Raw genomic sequence first — 18,210 nt, forward strand, 5'->3', positions numbered from 1 at the left:
CGTTGCCCCCTTGCATCCCCCACCAGGGTGCCCCTGGACCCGGTGTATAGACCGGTGAGCTATGCCACGATGCCTACCGCACCCGCGCCTGGAACGTGATCACCCCACCCGTCTGACCCTTCATCGGATCCTTCAACGTGAAGTTGATGATCGAACTGCCTTCCTTGTTCGGCTGGACAGAGAACTCGCCCGCCAGATCGCTCTGCAGCGACTCCGGCAGCAACTCCAGCCGCGGCGTCAGGCTGTCGGTCACAACCACATTCTGCAGCGTCCCCTTCTCAATATTGTCGATCCGGAGAGTGAACGTGACCACGTCGCCCGGCAACGCCTCCTGCTTGTCCGCCATCTTGCAGATCCGCAGACAGCCGGAATACTGCTCTTCGACTCCAACGTACTCCTCGGCCTTGAAGACCGCCTTGACCTGCTGGCCGCCAATGTCCTCGGCCACAACAACCGGCGTCTGATCCACCGACCACTCGCCCGCCGCCAGAGCCAGCCGCGAGATCGTCGCCGCCTCGGTCCGCCGGATCACGCCGTCCTGCAGGAACGCCATGTCTTCAAAGACATTGACCAGCTTGACGTGGTTCTCAGCCTTGATGACCTTGGCGTAGATCCCTTCCGCCTGCCAGTCGATCAAACCGCCCGCCCGGTTGCGGACCCGGATGTCCTGCAGCATGTCGCGCTGGACCCGCTCACCCAGCCGCATGTCGGCCTCATAACCGGCGACCCGCATGTCCTCGGTCACGCCGCCCAGCTTGTCGTACTGGTCGCGGGCGGTCACGCTCGCGATCGACCGGACCGCGGCAAACCGCGGCGCGTAGATGCAGACCACGTTCGAGATCTTCGTCTTGGCGACGCCGTTCTGCGTGACATACGTGGCGAAGGTGTCTTCCGCGTCGATCCCGTCCCGGATGTCGACGTTGTAGAAGATCGGGTTTCCCTGATCCCCGCCGTCGCAGATGTATTCATCCGCCAGGTCGTTGACCGACGGCATATAGTCCGGCGGAGCGAGGTACGAGTGCGGCGGGCACCCTTTCGGGCAGGCGGCCATGGCGGTGCCGGGCGGGCAGTACTCCCCGCCGTGGGAAAGCGGAACGCGGCATTCCGCGTTGTGCTCGATCGGCGGGCAGTAGGAGCCCGTCGGGACGGGGGCCGGGCCGTGGAACCCGGTCGGCTGAACGCGCGGTTCGACTTGGTAGGCGACCGGCTCGATCGCGTCCGAGGACTGGGCGCGGGCGATCGTTCCGTTGGAAGGCCGCGCGGCGCGGACGACACCCTCGTCGGCCGCGATCGGAGCCCGCGGAGCGGTCGGAGCCATGCGTGACGGCGGAGCGGCGACCATCGGCGGCGCGGAGCCGATCCGGGCCGCGTTCGAGCGCGGCGGCGTCGTGCAGGAAGCGCTCGTCAGCAGAAGACCGCCCAGAACGCACGAAGCCCCCACGTTCCGGCGGGAACGGAGGAGCGTGCGGAGCGAGGAGAAGGAGCGGCTGAACGGCGACATCGAAGATCCTTCAGTCCGGTAAGTCGTCGAGCAAGGCAGATCGAAGTCGGGCCGCGATCATTCCTTCGGCGGCAGCGCGGTGATCTGCAGCGGCGAGGCGCTGTAGAATTCGTCGGTCGGGGCGTTCGGATCGGGAATCCGGCCCCCCATCCGCAGGATCGCCATCGGACGGCCGCGAACGTCAGCCGCTTCCAGCAGGTTGACCCGCGGGTCGAACTCGTCCACGCGGCGCTGATTGACGTCGGTCACCGGAGCGGCGGTCTGCGGGTGCTCCAGGTAGATCACCTTGGTGACCAGCCGGTCCTGGGCGGCCGCGACGAGTTCCTGTTCCGTGATCTCGATCGGGATCGGGAAGGTGTCGAGCTTCCCTTCGGGCGGGTGCAGGCGGTCGAGGACTTCGATCGTCGGGAAGAGCTCGAGGCCGGGGTGTCCCGCGATGCCGGAGAGCCGGACCCGGTAGACCTGCCCGACCATCATCCGGGCCTGGGCCGGAGCCTGGACGTCGATGTCCGCGTGCGGCGAGCCGTTGTAGTAGGAGACGGTCGCCTCGCCGGGCATCGAGATCCGGACCGGCTGCATGTAGCCGTAGAGCCCCGGCTTGGCGATCGCCTGCCACTGTGCCGCCGTCCCCGGAACCTGCCGGTGATCGAGCGGATAGAAGCGGCCCGTCTGCTGCTGGGCCATCGCCGAACTGTGCAGGATGGCGATGATCAGGCCGGCGATGGGAAACGTGCAGCGTGGCATTCCGAAAGACTCCTGGAAGCCGTCTTGGGGCTAGGGTCTGGGGACTGGGGACAGACGCCGTTGCGGTGGCTGTCCCCAGTCCCTCGTCCCTGGTCACTCGACCGGAAAAACATCCGCGGTTGCCGACTGCTGGCAACCGCGGACGCGAGGACTGCTGAGCGATTACTGCTGCGGCGGCGGGCAGTAGGCTCCGCCCGGCCCGGCGGCACCGTATCCGCCACCCGGAAGACCGTAGGCTCCGGCGGCACCGGCAGGCAGCGAGAGCTGATCCTGGCGGTACGACGGATGGGTTTCCGTGTACTGGATATGGCTGACTGGGTGTGGCATGCTGATTCCCGGCTCGTGCCGGACGTCGATCAGCATGTCCTTGACCGGTTCGCCCACATCAACCGAGGTGAGGTTCCGCATCGTGTGGGTCCGCAGGCCGGCCGGACGTCCGAGCGGAATGTGCGGCGGGCCGGGGAGGCCGATCGGCGTGCCGGTGATCGGCATGCCGTACATCGGGACACCGCCCACGCCGGCGATCGGGTTGTAGGGAGGACAGCCGGGCTTCGAAGGCCCGCCCATCATCATGTCGCCCGGGACGCCGCCGCCGAAGGCGCGGTAGTCGCCGATCGGAACCGGAGGCTGGAACTGGCCGAGTTCACCGCTGACCGTCTGGATCTGGCCGTCGCTGCCTGCCTGGGCGAGTCCGCCCGGAGCACCCGGCATTTCGAGGTCCATGTTACCGACGCGGAGGACAGCCATGATGGTGCCGCGGCGATCGGCTTCGGAGATCGGGTCCTGGCCGGGAGCGAGGCGGGTCGAGACGAGTTCTTCGACGCCGGCGATCGCCAGTTCCTGGTACTTCGCATCGGGCAGGTAGATGACCTTCGTGACGAAGTTGTTCGTCTCGACCTGATCCAGGTCCTCATCCGTCAGCCGCAGCGGAATCGCGTTGTGAGCGAGGTAAGCGGCGGTCGTCGGGTGCTCCGGATAGACGTGGAGCGAAGGATAGAGGACCAGTCCTTCACGGCCCGGGACACCACCGATCTTGAGGCGGTAGGTCGCGGCCTGGAGGAAGTTGTACCGGCCGGGAGCGATGATCTGGCTCTCGGCGAATCCGCCGCCGATCTGCCAGCCCACCTGCGTCCCCTCGGGACCAAGGAACTTGATCTGGGTCGAGCGGGCGGCGAGCCCTTCGCCCATGTAGCCGCCGGGGGGGCAGAAGCCGGACGGGCCGGGGCCTGGCATGGCTCCGGGAGGAATCGACATCACGCCGGGGCCGGGGCCGCCGACCATCGGGCCGGGATGGACCAGCATCGCCGCGGGGGGCGCGTGGTACTCCGAGGATGCGTGGTTGTGAGCGACCGAGCTCAGGCTGGCATCGTGTGCGCATCCCACGCACACGATCACCAGGGTCCCTAGTGCCAAGTAGTAGAATTTCATCGCAATCCCTTTTCGGTTTCTGGTCCCGTCGAGACGCCTCAATTGCGGTCGACCCTGGGAGAGCCCCGCCGCTACAATCGCGGACGCCTTCGGTCAGGCACGTTGAGGGGTGCCGACCCCCGGAACGGGGATCAACGACCGTAGAGGCTCGCAGTCGTCATTTGTTTTCGGACTGCCCTCTTCGGTTTCTTCGACAAATCCGCCACTTTCGCGCCAACATGCAAACCTTTCGCAGACTGCCACCGGTCGTTCTTGCCGTCTTCCTGTCGGCCGGCTTTCTGCTCACGTGCGTGGGGATGGGCCGGCTGGTCGGTGCCCAGGACGTCCCGCCTCCGAAGAAGGGAGCGGCCACTCCCGCCGGTTCGGCGCAAGCCCAGAAGAGTGAAGAAGATCCGCAGGCGACCGATCTGCTGCGGCAGGCTCGGACGCGGCTGGCGGATTATGCGTCCGTCAAGGCCGATCTCAAGGAGACGGTCTTCATCGGCGACCGCCGGACGTCGTCGGACGGGACCTATGTCTCGGGGGCGTTTCCCCGGTTCCGGGTCGAGTATCAGGTCCGGGTCGGCGGGACCGCCGGGATCCTGACGGAGGCGTGTGACGGGAACGTCGTCCACTCGAAGCGGGAGATCCGCAAGATCGACGCCCTGAACGAATCGGCCCCCGGCGCGGAGGGAGAGGGGGAGCGGAAGGTCAGCTTTGTCCTCGGGAAGGTGCCGCTCAGCGAGCCGCAGTACTCCCGGTGTGATGTTCAGGAAGTTGCGAAGGCGCTGGCCTCCGAGGGACGGCCGGTGAATGAAGTCCTGGCGGACGCGGGGATCGGCGGGCTGGCAGCGATCCTGGCTTCGCTCGATCGGAGCATGGTGTTCACGGCGGTCCGCGAGTCGAAGACGAAGGCGGGGACCTACACAGTTCTCGAGGGGGTCTGGGATCCGACTCGTCTGGAGACGTTGACGGCGGCGTTTGGCTCAGGTGGGGCGGCTCTGAAGCAGCTCGTTCCGGAGCGGGCGGCGGTATATCTCGATCCGCAGACGCTGTTCCCGGTTCGGATCGTCTATCTCCGGAGGGTTGGCGAGGGGCAGGCGGTGCGTCCGATCCTGGCGCTGGAGTTTGTGAACGTCCGGTTCAATGAGGCGGTCGACGAGTCCTCGTTCGCGTTTACGCTTCCTTCCGAGATTGAGGAGAAGGACGAGACGTCGGAGTTCATTGCGTCGGTCAAGCCGGCCGCTGCTGCTACGGCTCCGGGGGGTGGTCTTCCGGCTGAGTTGCTGCCCGGGACGCCGGCTCCGAAGGCTCCGGCTCCGCGCTAGTTCAAACCGCGTCCTTGCCGGCGCGGCTCTGCTCGCTCAAGCCCAACGTGCTACGGCCACTGGGGTCAAGGGGGTCTCACCCAATGCTGTTCATGATCGGGCTTGTAACGTGGTCCGAAGTCGTTGGAGTTGTTGGAGATCTTCTCGGGTGGCCGGTTGGATTTTCGGGGGGCCGGGCGGCCTGTCCTGCTTCGGTCTCGGCCACCGGCGGATCTGTTTCGGGCCGACTCGACCGTCCCTGTCCACCACGGCCTGACAAAGCTGGTCCCGCAAGGACGGCATGCGGCGGACGGGGCGGCCGTGGACGACTCGACGAAGCAGACGGCGGACGGCGTCCCGAGCTTTGGCGGCAGACCAGTTCGCCGGATGCGATCCCGAGGCGATCAGTTCCCGAGCCGTCAGCAGTTGCAGTAGCCAACTCGCCAGGACATGCCAGGTCTGCTCCGCCAGCGCGCCCTCCGGCGTGCGGCTCCGCAGCGTCTGATGGCAGAGCGTCTGCTTGAGCGAGCGATAGTGCAGCTCCAGGCCCCAGCGGAGCCGGTAGATCTCGGCGGCGTCCTCGTCGGACAGCGCCCTCTCGTCGTGGATGTTCGTGACCAGCGAGACCGGTCGTTTCTGATCGTCGCGAACGACGATCAGTCGCAACACGACGGGCGGCTGGTCGCGGCAGCGGGTGGGCCACAGCGAGACCGTCTGGCCTTCGGTCTCGACCGCCCAATCCAAGTCAGGACCGTCCAGGCCGGTCAGGAGCCGGATGTTTCCTCCCACCCGCAGGACGAAGTCGTGCCGGTTCCGGGTGAGCCAGCGGCACAGCTCAAAACTGATGAAGCCGGCGTCGGCGGTCAGCAGGGAGCGGGGCGGCAGGTTGTCCCGCATGTCGTCCAGCTGTCGCCGCTCGCTCTGTGTCCCCGGCCCCAGACGGAAGTCCCATGGCAAGCCGGTTCCGATGTGCAGGAGTGTCGTCTGGAAGACCTGCGGCGTGGTCCCCTCCTTGCCGGCGCAGCCCAAGGCCTGTTCGTTGGGCGTCGTGCGAGGGGCTTCGAAGCGGGAGCCATCGACGCCGAAGACCGCCCATCCCCGGACTCGCCAGTCGTCCAGATGCTCGGCGACGAACTGTCGCAGGCGCAGGAGGATCGGATCTCGCATCCGGGGGAGACCACGAACGCGGGCGGCCAGGAACCCGGAGAGCGAGTCGCCGATGGTCCAGGCGGGAAAGACTTCGCGGAGGATGTCGCAGGCGGCATCGAACTGCTCGCGGAGGGTCACCTGGGGCTGCCAGCTCATGATGGTGGAGACCCAGAAGATCTTCAGCGGGGTCCAGCCGGTGTTGCCGTGCGAAGAGAACCGGCTGAACCACTGTGGGGGAAAGACCGTGGCGATCGCCTCAATGAATTCGTGACGATACGATCGCCGCTGTGGCTTCCAAGCCATCTTCGAGCCTCCGTGCATCGGGCCTGTGTCGTAGAACAACACAACCGATGACGAGGCTCGAAGTCTTTTGCAATCCCACAGTTAACGCCAGTTCCGAGACAGAGTCGCGAACGGCGTTGGGTCTCACCCCCTTGCCGCCGGAGGCCTCTTCCATGAGGAACCGTGGTAAGCAACGGACGACCGTTTTGGGGAGGCAGCTATGAGGACTCCCTCAATTTACACCGCTGGCTTTGCAATCTCCGCGGGTTGGTGAGGCGGCATACGGCACCGTGTCCGCGTCTGGACACTCACTCCTTCAGACATCTCTCGACGGCCAGGCCTCCGGCGGGCAAAGGGGCGTTGCCCCTCTGCACTCCCCACCAGGGTGCCCCTGGACCCGGCTTAAGCAACGGGCTCCAGCGTCCGGGACCACAACTTCTCCTTCGCCACGTTGTAATGGCTGACCGTCAGGTTCCCCGTCTTCCCCTCGATCTCCACCACCCCAAAAAACTGCATCCCCTCCGATGGCGGACGGTTCGGCCGCAGATCCTTTGGAATGCCCAGGAACTCCAGCTTCGGACCAAACGTATTGTCGAGCACATTCGGCCCGAACGTCCCCGCATGGATCGGCCCGCTCACAAACTCCCAGAACGGTTCGAACTCCTGGAACTGCGCCCGGTCCGGGCTGTAATGGATCGATGCCGCGTGGTGCACGTCGCCACAGATCCACACCACGTTCCGAACCTTCTCATCACGCAGGAACCGCAACAGCTCCGCGACCTCCTTCTCACGCCCCGCCGGCGGCCCGTCGCCGTTAGCGACCGCCTCAAAGGCCCCCGGACCATCCCCCACGATCAACCCGATCGGCATGTCGCTGCAAATGACCTTCCACGTCGCCGAACTCCCCTTCAATGACCGCTTGAGCCAGGCCAGCTGCGACTTCCCGAGCAGACTCGGATCCCCTTCCCCGCCAGCACGGTTCGCTGCATTCGGCCCGCGGTGACTCCGCATGTCGATGAAGAACAGCTCCAGCTGCGGACCATAAGGAAGCGTGCGATAGATCCGCCCCGGCGTCCGCAGCGACTCCCGGATCGGCACGTATTCAAAGAGGGCCGTCCGAGCCCGGGCTGAAAGCAGATCGACGCTCTTCACCGTATACCGGTCGTCGCTCAGCAACTGCTCCCCCGGATACCAGTTGTTGACCGTCTCGTGATCGTCCCACTGCGCGAAGATCGGGACCTGCGCGTGGAACTCGCGGAAGTGCTCGTCGAGCGTGTTGTACCGGAACTTGGCCCGGAACTCGGCCAGCGTCTCGGCCACCTTGCTCGTCTCCGGCGTCGTCAGGTTCTTCCACAACGTCCCGTCGTCGAGCTTGATCGACTCCGGAATCGGGTTGTCGGCATAAATCAGATCGCCGCAGTGGACCAGGAAGTCCGGCTTCATCTCCCGCATCGCGCGGTACGTCGTCATCCCGCCCCGCTCACGGTCGATCCCATACCCCTGCCCCGCCGTGTCGGCGGACCAGACGAACCGGATGTCCGTCGGCTCCGCCGGCGCCGTCCGGAATCGTCCCGTCGCCCCCTCGCTGAAGAGCGACAGGTTTTCGAGGTCCTGAAAGCGAACGCGGTAGAAGTACTCGGTCCCCGCCGTCAGCCCCGTGAGCTGCAGCTTGGAGGTGAAGTCGCGGCTCTCCAGAGCGTCTCCGCCCGGATAGGTCCGCGCCTTGCGGAACGAGTCCGTCGTCGAGAGGTCGACCACCATCCGGGCCGCGCGGTTCGTCCGGCTCCACAGAACAGCCGTGCTCGCCGTCACGTCGCCGCTGGCGACTCCATTGTCGATCCGCGGGCGAAGGCTCGACGCGGTGACGATCGCCGGAGCCTCCGCGGCCGCCCCGTCAGCGGTCGCTTCCGCACCGAGCCCGACACCTGTTCCGATCCCGGCGAGAGCGACGATCGATGTCTGGTGGAACTGACGGCGTGTGATCGATTCCGGGGAGAGCGGCTGGTTGTCGGTCACGCGATCCGTTCCTTTGACAGGGCGTTCTGGAAGGCCATCGAGGAGAGAATGTCGTCCGGGAGTGTGAACATCCAGTCAAGAAAAATGTGTCGCCGGGGCATGTCAAAGTACCTGCGCACGATTCCCGTTCGCGGAACGACACTGTTACAATCCCGGCCGGGTCCAAACCATTGGGCCCGCAATTTATGGTACAAGTGGTCTTGTCGTGCGACGCGGTTAGGGTGTCTGGATGAGTACTGAGAACGTCCCCGGTCAGGGGTCACAAGAAGTTCTGGCGGTGAACTCGAGCTCCCCTTCTTCCCCCGCTTCAACGCCTGCTGTGCCGGAAAGTCCCGCACCCGCGTCAGCTGCTCCGGAGTCGCCGGCCACGCCGCCGGTTCTCGAATCGCAGACACCCGCGGATTCCAACGGAGCGCCGGCGAACCCGGCAGCCGCTGGGGTCAGCAGCAACATCCCGGCGACCGAGACCCTTCCCTCGAACGATGAGAAGGCTTCGGACGATGAGAAGCGTCGCCCGCGGCTGAACCCGAGCGGTGACGCCTCGCAGTTCAAGGCGATCCCCTCGCTCAACGCCGGTCAGCCCGGAGACGACCAGGCGGTCGAAGCGGAAGTCGCCCGGATCGCCGCCGTCGAAAAGAAGATCGACGCCCCGCCGACTCCCCGTCAGAAGATCGACCTTCCTCCGTCGGAAGACCTCGACCAGCAGACCGAGGCGGAAATCGCCGCGGCCATGGGCGGAGCCGAGCTCCCGACCCCCACCGTGGCCGAAGGCCAGGAGCCTCCGCAGGGGGAACTGACCGAGAAGACCCGCGTCAACGGGACGATCGAGTCGATCCGCGGCGACGACGTCTTTGTGAACATCGGCCACCGCCTCGGTGCGGTCGCCTCGCTCCGCCAGTTCAATCCCAAGAAGCCTCCGCAGGTCGGCGACAAGGTCGACCTGATCGTCTTCAAGGTCGACGAAGAGGCGGGCCTCATCCAGTGCAATCTCCCGCGGGCCTCCTCGCGCGTCTCGGGGGACTGGGATTCGGTTTCGCCCGGCCAGGTCGTCGAGTGCATGGTCACCAAGACCAATAAGGGTGGCCTCGATATCACCGTCGGCAGCCTCCGCGGCTTCCTCCCCGCCAGCCAGGCGGACGTCGGTTACGTCGCGAACCTCGAGTCGCTCGTCGGCCAGAAGATCACCGCCAAGGTGACGGAAGTGAATCCCGCCCGGCGGCGACTCGTCGTCAGCCGGCGGCAGCTCCTCATGGAGGAGCGGGAAGTCGCCTCCAAGGAACTGATGCAGACGCTGCAGGTCGGCGACACCCGGACCGGCCGCGTCAAGACGATCAAGGACTTCGGGGCGTTCATCGACCTCGGCGGCGTCGATGGCTTCCTGCACGTCGGCCAGATCAGCTGGGTCCGGATCAACCACCCGAAGGACGTCCTCCAGGAAGGGCAGACCGTCGAGGTCAAGGTCCTGACGATCGACCCCGAGACCAAGAAGATCAGCCTCGGGATGCGGCAGCTCGCCAGCAACCCGTGGGCGAATGCCGAAGACAAGTACGCCAAGGGATCGAACGTCACGGGCCGCGTCAGCCGCGTCGAGCCGTTCGGAGCCTTCGTCGAGCTCGAACCCGGGATGGAAGGTCTGATCCACATCAGCGAGCTCGATCACAAGCGGATCAAGCGGGTCACGGAAGTCGTGGATGTCGGCCAGATGGTCGAAGTCCAGGTCCTCGAAGTCGACCCGGGCCGCAAGCGGATCAGCCTCTCCGCCAAGGCGCTCAAGGAGAAGCCGGCGGATCAGCTCGCGGCCGAGGCGGCAGCCGCTGCCCCCGAACCGGCCCATGTCCCCCGGCGTCCCCGCAACGACCTCAAGGGAGGCATCGGCGGCCAGGGACGCGGCGGTCTGTTCGGAAACCCGCGCGACTTCCAGTGATCGTCGGTCCGCAGCGGCGGACAGTGATCGTCGCCGCGAACGCTGTCGTCATAGCCGCTCGCCGTCCTTGTTGACTCTCCGCCCGGCCGCTTCGGCTGCCGGGCGTGATGTGTCATGGGCCGGAATCATCGACTCCGCAGGGATGCCGCGATGCCGTACGAGCACCTCTCGCAGTTCCTCGATACGCTCTCGGCGAACGGGCACCTGGCCCGCGTGGCGGACACGGTCGACCCGGTTTCGGAACTCCCCGCCCTCATCCGCCGCGCCTGCGGCGAGCGCGACGGCGGACCGGCGGTCCTCTGCCAGCGGGTCGGCGAGGCCAAGTTCCCGCTCGTGGCGAATCTCTTCGGCGGGACGCGGCTCCTGGCCAGCCTCGACGCCGACTCGCCAGAGACCGTCATCCGCCGGCTCACCGACTGGCGGGCCTCGCTCAACATGGGGGTCGCCGCCGAGCCGTCAAAGACCTCGAATCCGCTCCTCCGGCTCAGCCGCCTGCTCCCGCGGTTTCAGAAGACCGCCTTCGTGCAGCAGGTCATCCGCATGGGGAAGGACGTCGACCTGGCGGAGTTCCCGTTCCCGCGATGGTCCGTCGAGAGCGCCCCCTCGATCACGAACGCCGTCGTCTTCTTTCCGGGCACCTCCCCCGGGCAGCCGCAGGTGGAACAGCCCGCGCTCCAGGCGGCCGATGCCACGGCCCTGACGGTCCACTGGACCGCGCACCACGCCGGCCCCGCCGCCTACGAAGAGGCCCGCCGCCAGGGCAAGCCGATCCCCGTGGCGGTCGTCCTGGGAGCCGATCCCGCTCTCATCTGGGCCGCCGGCGCCCCCTGCCCTGCCGGTCTTTCGCCCCTCCAGCTCGCGTCGATCGTCCGAGGTTCCGGGCTCAATCTCGTGCGGGGCCGGACAGTCGAGCTCGATCTTCCCGCCGACGCGGAGATCGTGATCGAAGGCTACGTCGACCCGCTGGAGGCCCCCTCAGGCCGCGGCGGCGTGGCGACGGGCCTGGGGACCGTGACCGGACGAACGGACCTCCCCCTCCTGCGAATTACCGCGATCACGCACCGCGCGAACCCGGTCCTCCCGGTCACGGTCCGCCATCCCTCCCCGGGCGAGGCCGACAGTTTTCTCCGGCTCTCGGCGGCGCTCCTGGAATCCGAGCTGCGGCTGCTCTACCCGGCGGTCGAGCGGCTCGCGATCGTCCCAACCGGCGAGCTGCCCCGCGTCCTCTTCGTATCGCTCCGGAAGGACTACCCGGGACTGGCCAGGCAGGTGATGCACGCCCTGTGGGGCCAGCGGTGGCTGACGGGGCTCAAGTGCATCGTCGCCGTCGACGCCGGACATCCTCTCGACCCCGCGGCGGTCTGGCAGACTGTAGCGCTCTGCGTCGATCCCGAGCGGGACGTAATGGTCATGAAGGGCCCCGCCGACTTCGACGACCACGCCCTCTGGCCCGGCTTTGGCTCGCGGATGGGGATCGATGCCACGCGAAAGCGCCCGGACGAGGGGGGTATCGAGTGGCCCGAGTCACTAGAATCCGCCGTCCCCCTCCGGAGCCGGCTCGACTATTTGTGGTCAAAAGCCGGTTGGAACCGCCCGTGAACTGCGGACGGGAGAGGGACTCAGGTCCGGAGTCGAGGGACTCGGGACCGAATCCACTTTCGCGATCTCACTGGGATCCGAAGTCTTCATCTCACGGATCCTCTCCCCTTTCTTCCCCGATGGCAGTCGACAAGTCCGGTGCCCGCGTCCGTCAGATGTTCGGCGAGATCGCGCGGCGGTACGACCTCATGAACCACGTCCTCTCGGGGGGGACCGACATCTACTGGCGGTCGCGGACCGTGCGGCTCGTCCCTCCCCAGGGAGACGCCCCGATCCTCGACGTCTGCACCGGGACGGGCGACCTCGCCCTCGCGTATTCGAAGGCGGCCGGCGGACGCGTGCCGGTCGTCGGCTCCGACTTCACGCACGAGATGCTGGTCCTCGCGAACCGGAAGCGGGACAAGGTCGTGAAGGAAGCCTCGGCCCCGGTCTCGTTCCTCGAGGCCGACACGCAGAAGCTCCCCTTCCCCGACAACACCTTCCAGATCGTCTCCGTGGCCTTCGGCCTGCGGAACGTCTCCGACACTCGGGCGGGCCTCCGGGAGATGGCCCGAGTCTGCCGGCCAGGAGGAACGGTCGCTGTCCTCGAGTTCTCGAAGCCGAAGGGGCGGCTCTTCGGCGGGATCTACCAGCAGTACTTCCGCCACGTCCTCCCGAGGGTCGGGCAGTTCTTCGCCAAGAACAAGCAGGACGCCTACGAATACCTGCCGGCCTCGGTCTCGGAGTTCCCCTCCGGCGAGAAGCTGACGGCCATGATGGACGAATGCGGCCTCCACAGCTCGCGCTACGTCCCGTTCACGTTCGGCGTCTGCTCCCTCTACATGGGGACCAAGTAACCATCCCGCTCCCGCGAGATGAGCCTCCCCCAAAGCCGCCAGCGACTGAGGCACGGAGGGGGGGGCGCGCCGGCGGAGGTCTAGGGGGCAACGCCCCAGGTTGGCGCGGGCATAATCAACAAGCCCTGAATGGGCGCAACAACGCTCGGCGATATCTCCGAGGCGTCGTTCTCAAGCCACCGTCGCCGGAGGCGAAGCCTCGGCCCGTTTGCGGTTCATGGACCATTTCAGGAGCGGCGGCGTGATGATCGTCGTTGCCATGACCATGAAGACGAGGGCGGTGTAGGTCGTGCTGTCGACGACCGGCTTCCCTTCGTACATCAGCTTCGCCCCTTCGGAGGCGAAGATCAGTCCGACTTCGCCGCGGGGGATCATCCCGATCCCGATCGAAAGCCGGTCGAGCGTCTTGTCGCTTACGCCCAGGGCACAGACCTGCTTGCCGAGGATCGCCACGAACGTCAGGGCGATCGCGAGCGTCCACATCGTCGGGTTGTTGAATGCCGACAGATCGACATGCACGCCGATCTGGACGAAGAACAGCGGGATCAGGAGCGACCCGATCGGCTTGAGCGCGTGATCCAGCGCCACATTCTCCTTCCGCGAAAGCGAATGGTACTGGACCTCTTCCAGGATCAGGCCCGCCGCAAACGCCCCGACGATCGGGGCGAGCCCCATCAGGCTGGCGAGCCACGCGAACAGGAAGCAGATGCAGAGCGCCGTCGTCACGAGCAGCCCGTGGCCGCGGAGATAGGTGGCCGCCTTGAACGCGGGCTTGGCGACAAGGTGCGTCCCGATCAGAACCGCTCCCGCCAGGAACCCGAACGCCTTGAGGACGATGATCGCGATCCCGCCGAGGTCGGCCGAGCCGCTTCTGACGATCCCCTGCACCACCGCCAGCACGATCAGCCCGAGGACATCGTCGATCACCGCCGCCCCCAGGATGATCTGCGACTCCGTCTGCTGGCTCCGTCCCAGGTCCTTCAGCACGCGGGCGGTGATCCCGACGCTCGTGGCGCTGAGCGTCGCCCCCAGGAACAGATGGACCTTCCAGTCCGCCCCCGGCAGCGCGAAGTAGCCCACGAGGAATCCCAGGATCATCGGTGCGACGACCCCCAGGCAGGCGACGATGAACGCCGTGACCCCGACCGACATCATCCCCTTGACTGTCGACTCCAGTCCGACTTCGAACAGAAGCAGCACCACCCCGATCCGGGCCAGGATGTCGAGGTGGGAAAACGTCTCGCCGGCTTTGAGGAACTCGAAGCCCCCCCAGCCGCTCAGGAACTCCATGTTCCCGATCAGGATGCCGACGAACAGCTCTCCCAGCACGGCGGGGAGCCCGATTCGGTCGAAGAGGTCCCCGGCCAGCTTCGCCGACAACAGCAGCAGTACGATCCCCAGCAGGACCGGAGTGACCGGATCGGTGTGTCCTTCCGATCCGTGTTCCGCTCCCTGTTCGTCATGACCGGCGGCATCGACCGGGGGAGCGGAAGGCGAGGCTTCGGTGGATGAGGGCGCTGCTTCCGAACTTCCGTCTGAGGAAGGACTTGTGGGAGAAGCTTGAGGAGCGGACGGCGGCGCCTCCTGACCGGATGTGAACCGCCCAGCCAGCATGGCGAACGACAGAAGCAGGGAAAAGAACAGGATGGACGAACGGCGCGGACCGGTAGTCGCCAGCACGGACGGATCCCTTGCGGAGAATACGCAGAGGTCGTGAACGCTGGCCGCCGCAGCGCCGGACGGCCGAGTCAAACCCCGCATTGCCTCGATGTTGCAGCCGGACATAGTATTGCGACGATTTCGACCGTTCGACCGAGTGCGGCGTTTTCCTGTCAGGATTTTCCCAAGATCCTTTTGCCTCTCCGCACCCTCCTTCGACCTGCACGGAAGCAGCGATGCCTCAACTCGCCCGCGCCGCCACGCTCGCCCTGACCCTGGCCGCGACGTTCTTTTCCGGACCGCGCCGCTCGATGGCCGAGGACCTCGGAGTCCGCGTGATCGACGGCTTCACGGTCACGCAGTTCGCCGGCGACGATCTCGCCCACGACATCCACTCCATGACGATCGACGCCAAAGGGCGGGTCGTCGTTTCGGGCGTCGGCTACGTTCGGATCCTCGAAGACAAAGACGGCGACGGGAAGGCGGACTTCGCGAAGGAGTTCGCGAGCGGTCCTTCGACCGGTGCCCAGGGGATGGTGTTCTACGGCAACGACCTGCTCTGTGTCGGCGATGGCGGCCTGATCCGTTACCGCGACCGCGACGGCAACGATCGGGCCGACGGAGCGCCCGACATGTTCCTCCGGGCCAAGACCGGCGGCGAGCACGACCTGCACGCCATCCGCCGCGGAGCGGACGGCTCCTGGTACATCATCGCCGGGAACATGGCGGAGATCACGGAGCAGTACGTCTCGCTTCCGACGTCCCCGGTGACGAAGCCGCGGGCCGGCACGCTGCTGCGGCTGACCCCTGATCTCCGGGGAGCCGAAGTGATCGCCCACGGCCTGCGGAACGCCTACGACTTCGACTTCAACACGGCCGGCGACCTGTTCACCTTCGACAGCGACGGTGAACCCGAGATGTCCCTCCCTTGGTACAACCCGACGCGAGTCTACCACCTCACGCTGGGAGCGGACTGCGGCTGGCACACGAAGACCTGGAAGCACCCGGAGGGGTTCCTCGACATGCCGCCGGTCGTCGCCTCCTTCGGCCGCAGCTCGCCGACCGGAGTCGTCTGCTATCGCCACCGACAGTTCCCGGCGCCCTATCAGGGGGCACTGTTCACGCTCGACTGGACCTACGGCCGGATGTGGGCCCTCCCCCTCCAGGAGGACGGAGCGACCTGGTCGACGAAGCCGGTCGAGTTCATGACCGCCGTCGGGGAGCACGGCTTCGCCCCCACCGATCTCGAAGTCGGCCCGGACGGCGCCCTGTACGTCGTCGTCGGCGGCCGCGGCACGCGGGGTGGGATCTATCGCATCGTCGCGAGCGGCCAGGCGGCTCCCCCTCTGCCGCCGGTGGCCAGCCTCGACGCCAACCAGCGGATCTACGACGTCCTGACCGCTCCTCAACCGCTCAGCAGCTGGTCCCGCGCCCGCTGGGAGCCGATGGCGGCTGAAATCCCGGACACCAGTCTCCTGTCGATCGTGATCGACGAGCGATGGCCGGTGGATGCCCGCGTCCGGGCAGTCGAGATCCTGACGGAGCGCGGCACCGCGATTCCGCCGCAGTTCCTGGCCCGGCTCTCCGAATCGACCCCGTGGCAGGTCCGGGCCCGTGCCGCGTGGTCGCTCGGCCGGACCGCGAAGGGGCGTCCCGATGCCACGTATCTGAACCGCTGCCTCGCCATGACTCCCCCTCAGCCGCAGGTCCAGCGGGCCGCCCTCGAAGCGATCCTGGCCGCCGAGAACGAGCACTTCGACTCGCTCGTCCCCGCGATTTCGAACGGTCTCGCCAGCACGGACTGCACGGTCCGGCAGGCGGCCTCCGCGATCCTGACCCGCGTCCCCGGAGAGACGTACGGCAAGATCGCCGACGCAACAGTCCGTCGCGGTTGGCAGGCGACGGTCCCGCTCGCCGAGGGACTCGCTCGCCGCAAAGACAAATTTTCGCCCTACGCCGCCGAGATCGGAACGCGGATCCTGACGAGCGACTTCAGCCCCGCAATGCGGAAGGAAGCGGCCCGCCTCCTCCAGATCGCTCTCGGCGATCTCGTTCCGGAAGAGGAAGGATTCCCCGAGGTCTTCCAGGGGTATGCCAGCCGGATCGATCTCTCGGAGAATGCAAAGGAAGTCGGCGCCCTGCAGATCATGTTAGGCCAGGCGTTCCCGACCGGTATCGAAGCGGTCGACGAAGAGCTCGGCCGCGTGATCGCCATGCTCCAGCCGAACGACCCCGAACTGCTCGGCAAGGTTCTCGCCAAGATTACGAAGGACTCCTCGCCGATCGCTGACATCCACTACCTGATCGTCGCCGCCCGGATCCCTTCGCCCCGCAATGACACGCACCGGCAGCAGATTGCCCAGGGCGTCCTGGCCCTCGAGTCGAAGATTGAACAGCGCAAACTCGTCCAGGACAGCGGGTGGGACGACCGGATGATCGAGCTCTTCGACACCTTGGTTGAGCTCGATCCGCCGCTCGGAACGGCGGTGGTCGAACATCCGCTGTTCGGCAAGCCGGGACACGTTCAGTTCGTCGGCGATGTCCCAACCGAGGTGTTCGAGAGGGCGGTCAATGCCTATGTGAAGCAGGTCGAAGCGAATCCCGAGTTTCCGCTGAACGGGGACATCATCTTCCTCTTCGCCGCAACCGGGCTTCCCAAGCCGATGGAGATCGTCCGCTCCAAGTTCGACGATCTCTCGTTGCGGCCGGCGATCATCGCGTCCCTTTCGGAGCATCCGTCCGAAGCGGACCGGGAGTTGTTCGTGAGCGCGATGGAATCCGCTCCGGTCGACATGCTGACGGAGTGTGCCAAGGCGATCGCGCTTCTCAGCCCAGGGAACGCCGAGCGGCAGAGGGAGAACGTGATGCTTCTCCGCGTGCTGCGGCGGCTCGGAAACGACGGTCCGGATCGTGAAGTCCGGGACCAGGTGGCGGAACTCCTGCGGATTAGCACCGGCCAGGACTTCGGCTACAAGAACGGCCTCGACGGTCAGCCGCAGACCGACGTCATCGGCCGCTGGACGGCGTACATCCAGGAGAAGTATTCGGAGGAATACGCCCGGCAGTCGGGGGCCCCGACCGAAGACGTGAACCATCTCAATACGTTGCTGGCTCAGGTTCCGTGGGAATCGGGAGACGCCGCCCGCGGCCAGAAGCTCTTTACGACCCGCGCCTGTATCCAGTGCCACGGTACGCGGACGGCTCTCGGGCCCGACCTGCGCGGTGCCGCCACGCGGTTCTCGAAGCAGGATCTCTTCACGGCGATTGCTTTCCCCAGCCGCGACGTTTCACCGCGGTACCAGCAGACGATGGTTGTTACGACCGAGGGGAAGACGTTCACCGGGATGGTGGTCTACGAGGCGATTGATGCGGTGGTTCTCCGCAACGCGGCGAACATGACGTCGCGGGTCGAGAAGAAGGAGATCGAACAGCGGCGAGACCTCAGTACGTCGATCATGCCGAATGGTCTCCTGCAGGGGCTTCAGCCGACGGATCTTGCCGATCTTTACGCGTATCTCCGCAGTCAGAGTGCGCCGGAGGTCCATGCGGAAGTGCCGGCCGGGGAGACCAAGTAGAAAGTAGCGCCGCCGACGCCATTTGCCCTTCGGGTCCAGGGGGCACCCTGGTGGGGGTTGCAAGGGGGCAACGCCCCTTTGCCCGCCGGAGGCCGTCTCGCCGGAAACCGTCGGAAGGAGCACGTGTCCAAGCGCGGACACCGTGTCGTATTGCCCCCTCACCAAACCGCGCGGATTGCAAAGCCAGCGGTGTGATGTGAGGCAGTCCTCA

General features: G+C 66.4%; 11 protein-coding genes. 5 read left to right on the forward strand and 6 right to left on the reverse strand.

The annotated features are described in order from the left end of the window. Nucleotides 1-73: 73 nt before the first annotated feature. The 3 genes from VT03_RS28445 to VT03_RS28455 all read right to left on the reverse strand — a co-directional run bounded on the left by VT03_RS28445 (nucleotide 74) and on the right by VT03_RS28455 (nucleotide 3,673). Nucleotides 74-1,501, reverse strand: a complete 1,428-nt coding sequence (locus VT03_RS28445; protein ID WP_075096140.1) for a DUF11 domain-containing protein — start codon at nucleotides 1,499-1,501, stop codon at nucleotides 74-76. Nucleotides 1,502-1,558: 57 nt separating this feature from the next. Next, nucleotides 1,559-2,245 carry a hypothetical protein gene (locus tag VT03_RS28450; RefSeq protein ID WP_075096141.1) on the reverse strand — a complete coding sequence of 229 codons (687 nt, stop codon included), beginning with the start codon at nucleotides 2,243-2,245 and terminating at the stop codon, nucleotides 1,559-1,561. Between the two features lie 162 nt (nucleotides 2,246-2,407). Beyond that, complete coding sequence (locus VT03_RS28455; RefSeq protein WP_075096142.1) at nucleotides 2,408-3,673, reverse strand: hypothetical protein; 1,266 nt, start codon at nucleotides 3,671-3,673, stop codon at nucleotides 2,408-2,410. A 218-nt stretch (nucleotides 3,674-3,891) separates the two neighbouring features. Between VT03_RS28455 and VT03_RS28460 the strand changes: the two genes are divergently transcribed. Beyond that, nucleotides 3,892-4,980, forward strand: a complete 1,089-nt coding sequence (locus tag VT03_RS28460; protein WP_075096143.1) for a hypothetical protein — start codon at nucleotides 3,892-3,894, stop codon at nucleotides 4,978-4,980. Nucleotides 4,981-5,070: 90 nt separating this feature from the next. On the opposite strand, the gene VT03_RS28465 is transcribed toward VT03_RS28460, so the two are convergent. Both VT03_RS28465 and VT03_RS28470 read right to left on the reverse strand, forming a co-directional pair. After that, nucleotides 5,071-6,411: an IS4 family transposase gene (locus VT03_RS28465; RefSeq protein WP_255378414.1), complete on the reverse strand. Its 1,341-nt coding sequence runs from the start codon at nucleotides 6,409-6,411 to the stop codon at nucleotides 5,071-5,073. 381 nt (nucleotides 6,412-6,792) lie between these two features. Beyond that, nucleotides 6,793-8,406 carry an alkaline phosphatase D family protein gene (locus VT03_RS28470; RefSeq protein ID WP_075096144.1) on the reverse strand — a complete coding sequence of 538 codons (1,614 nt, stop codon included), beginning with the start codon at nucleotides 8,404-8,406 and terminating at the stop codon, nucleotides 6,793-6,795. 229 nt (nucleotides 8,407-8,635) lie between these two features. Here VT03_RS28470 and VT03_RS28475 point away from each other — a divergent pair, with 229 nt between their 5' ends. The 3 genes from VT03_RS28475 (at nucleotide 8,636) to ubiE (ending at nucleotide 12,765) form a co-directional block, all read left to right on the forward strand. Further along, nucleotides 8,636-10,330, forward strand: coding sequence for a 30S ribosomal protein S1 (locus tag VT03_RS28475; RefSeq protein WP_082846605.1), 1,695 nt, complete (start codon nucleotides 8,636-8,638; stop codon nucleotides 10,328-10,330). A gap of 150 nt (nucleotides 10,331-10,480) precedes the next feature. Continuing rightward, nucleotides 10,481-11,929 (forward strand): UbiD family decarboxylase, encoded by a 1,449-nt coding sequence (locus tag VT03_RS28480; RefSeq protein ID WP_075096146.1) that lies wholly within the window; start codon nucleotides 10,481-10,483, stop codon nucleotides 11,927-11,929. A gap of 119 nt (nucleotides 11,930-12,048) precedes the next feature. After that, entirely contained in the window at nucleotides 12,049-12,765 is a 717-nt protein-coding gene (gene ubiE / locus VT03_RS28485) for a bifunctional demethylmenaquinone methyltransferase/2-methoxy-6-polyprenyl-1,4-benzoquinol methylase UbiE (protein WP_075096147.1), read from the forward strand. Between the two features lie 171 nt (nucleotides 12,766-12,936). On the opposite strand, the gene VT03_RS28490 is transcribed toward ubiE, so the two are convergent. After that, nucleotides 12,937-14,445: a cation:proton antiporter gene (locus VT03_RS28490; protein WP_197489109.1), complete on the reverse strand. Its 1,509-nt coding sequence runs from the start codon at nucleotides 14,443-14,445 to the stop codon at nucleotides 12,937-12,939. Between the two features lie 215 nt (nucleotides 14,446-14,660). On the opposite strand from VT03_RS28490, the gene VT03_RS28495 reads away from it, so the two are divergent. Further along, complete coding sequence (locus VT03_RS28495) at nucleotides 14,661-17,999, forward strand: PVC-type heme-binding CxxCH protein (protein WP_075096148.1); 3,339 nt, start codon at nucleotides 14,661-14,663, stop codon at nucleotides 17,997-17,999. Nucleotides 18,000-18,210 lie beyond the last annotated feature (211 nt).

Source organism: Planctomyces sp. SH-PL14, from assembly GCF_001610835.1.
GTDB lineage: Bacteria > Planctomycetota > Planctomycetia > Planctomycetales > Planctomycetaceae > Planctomyces_A.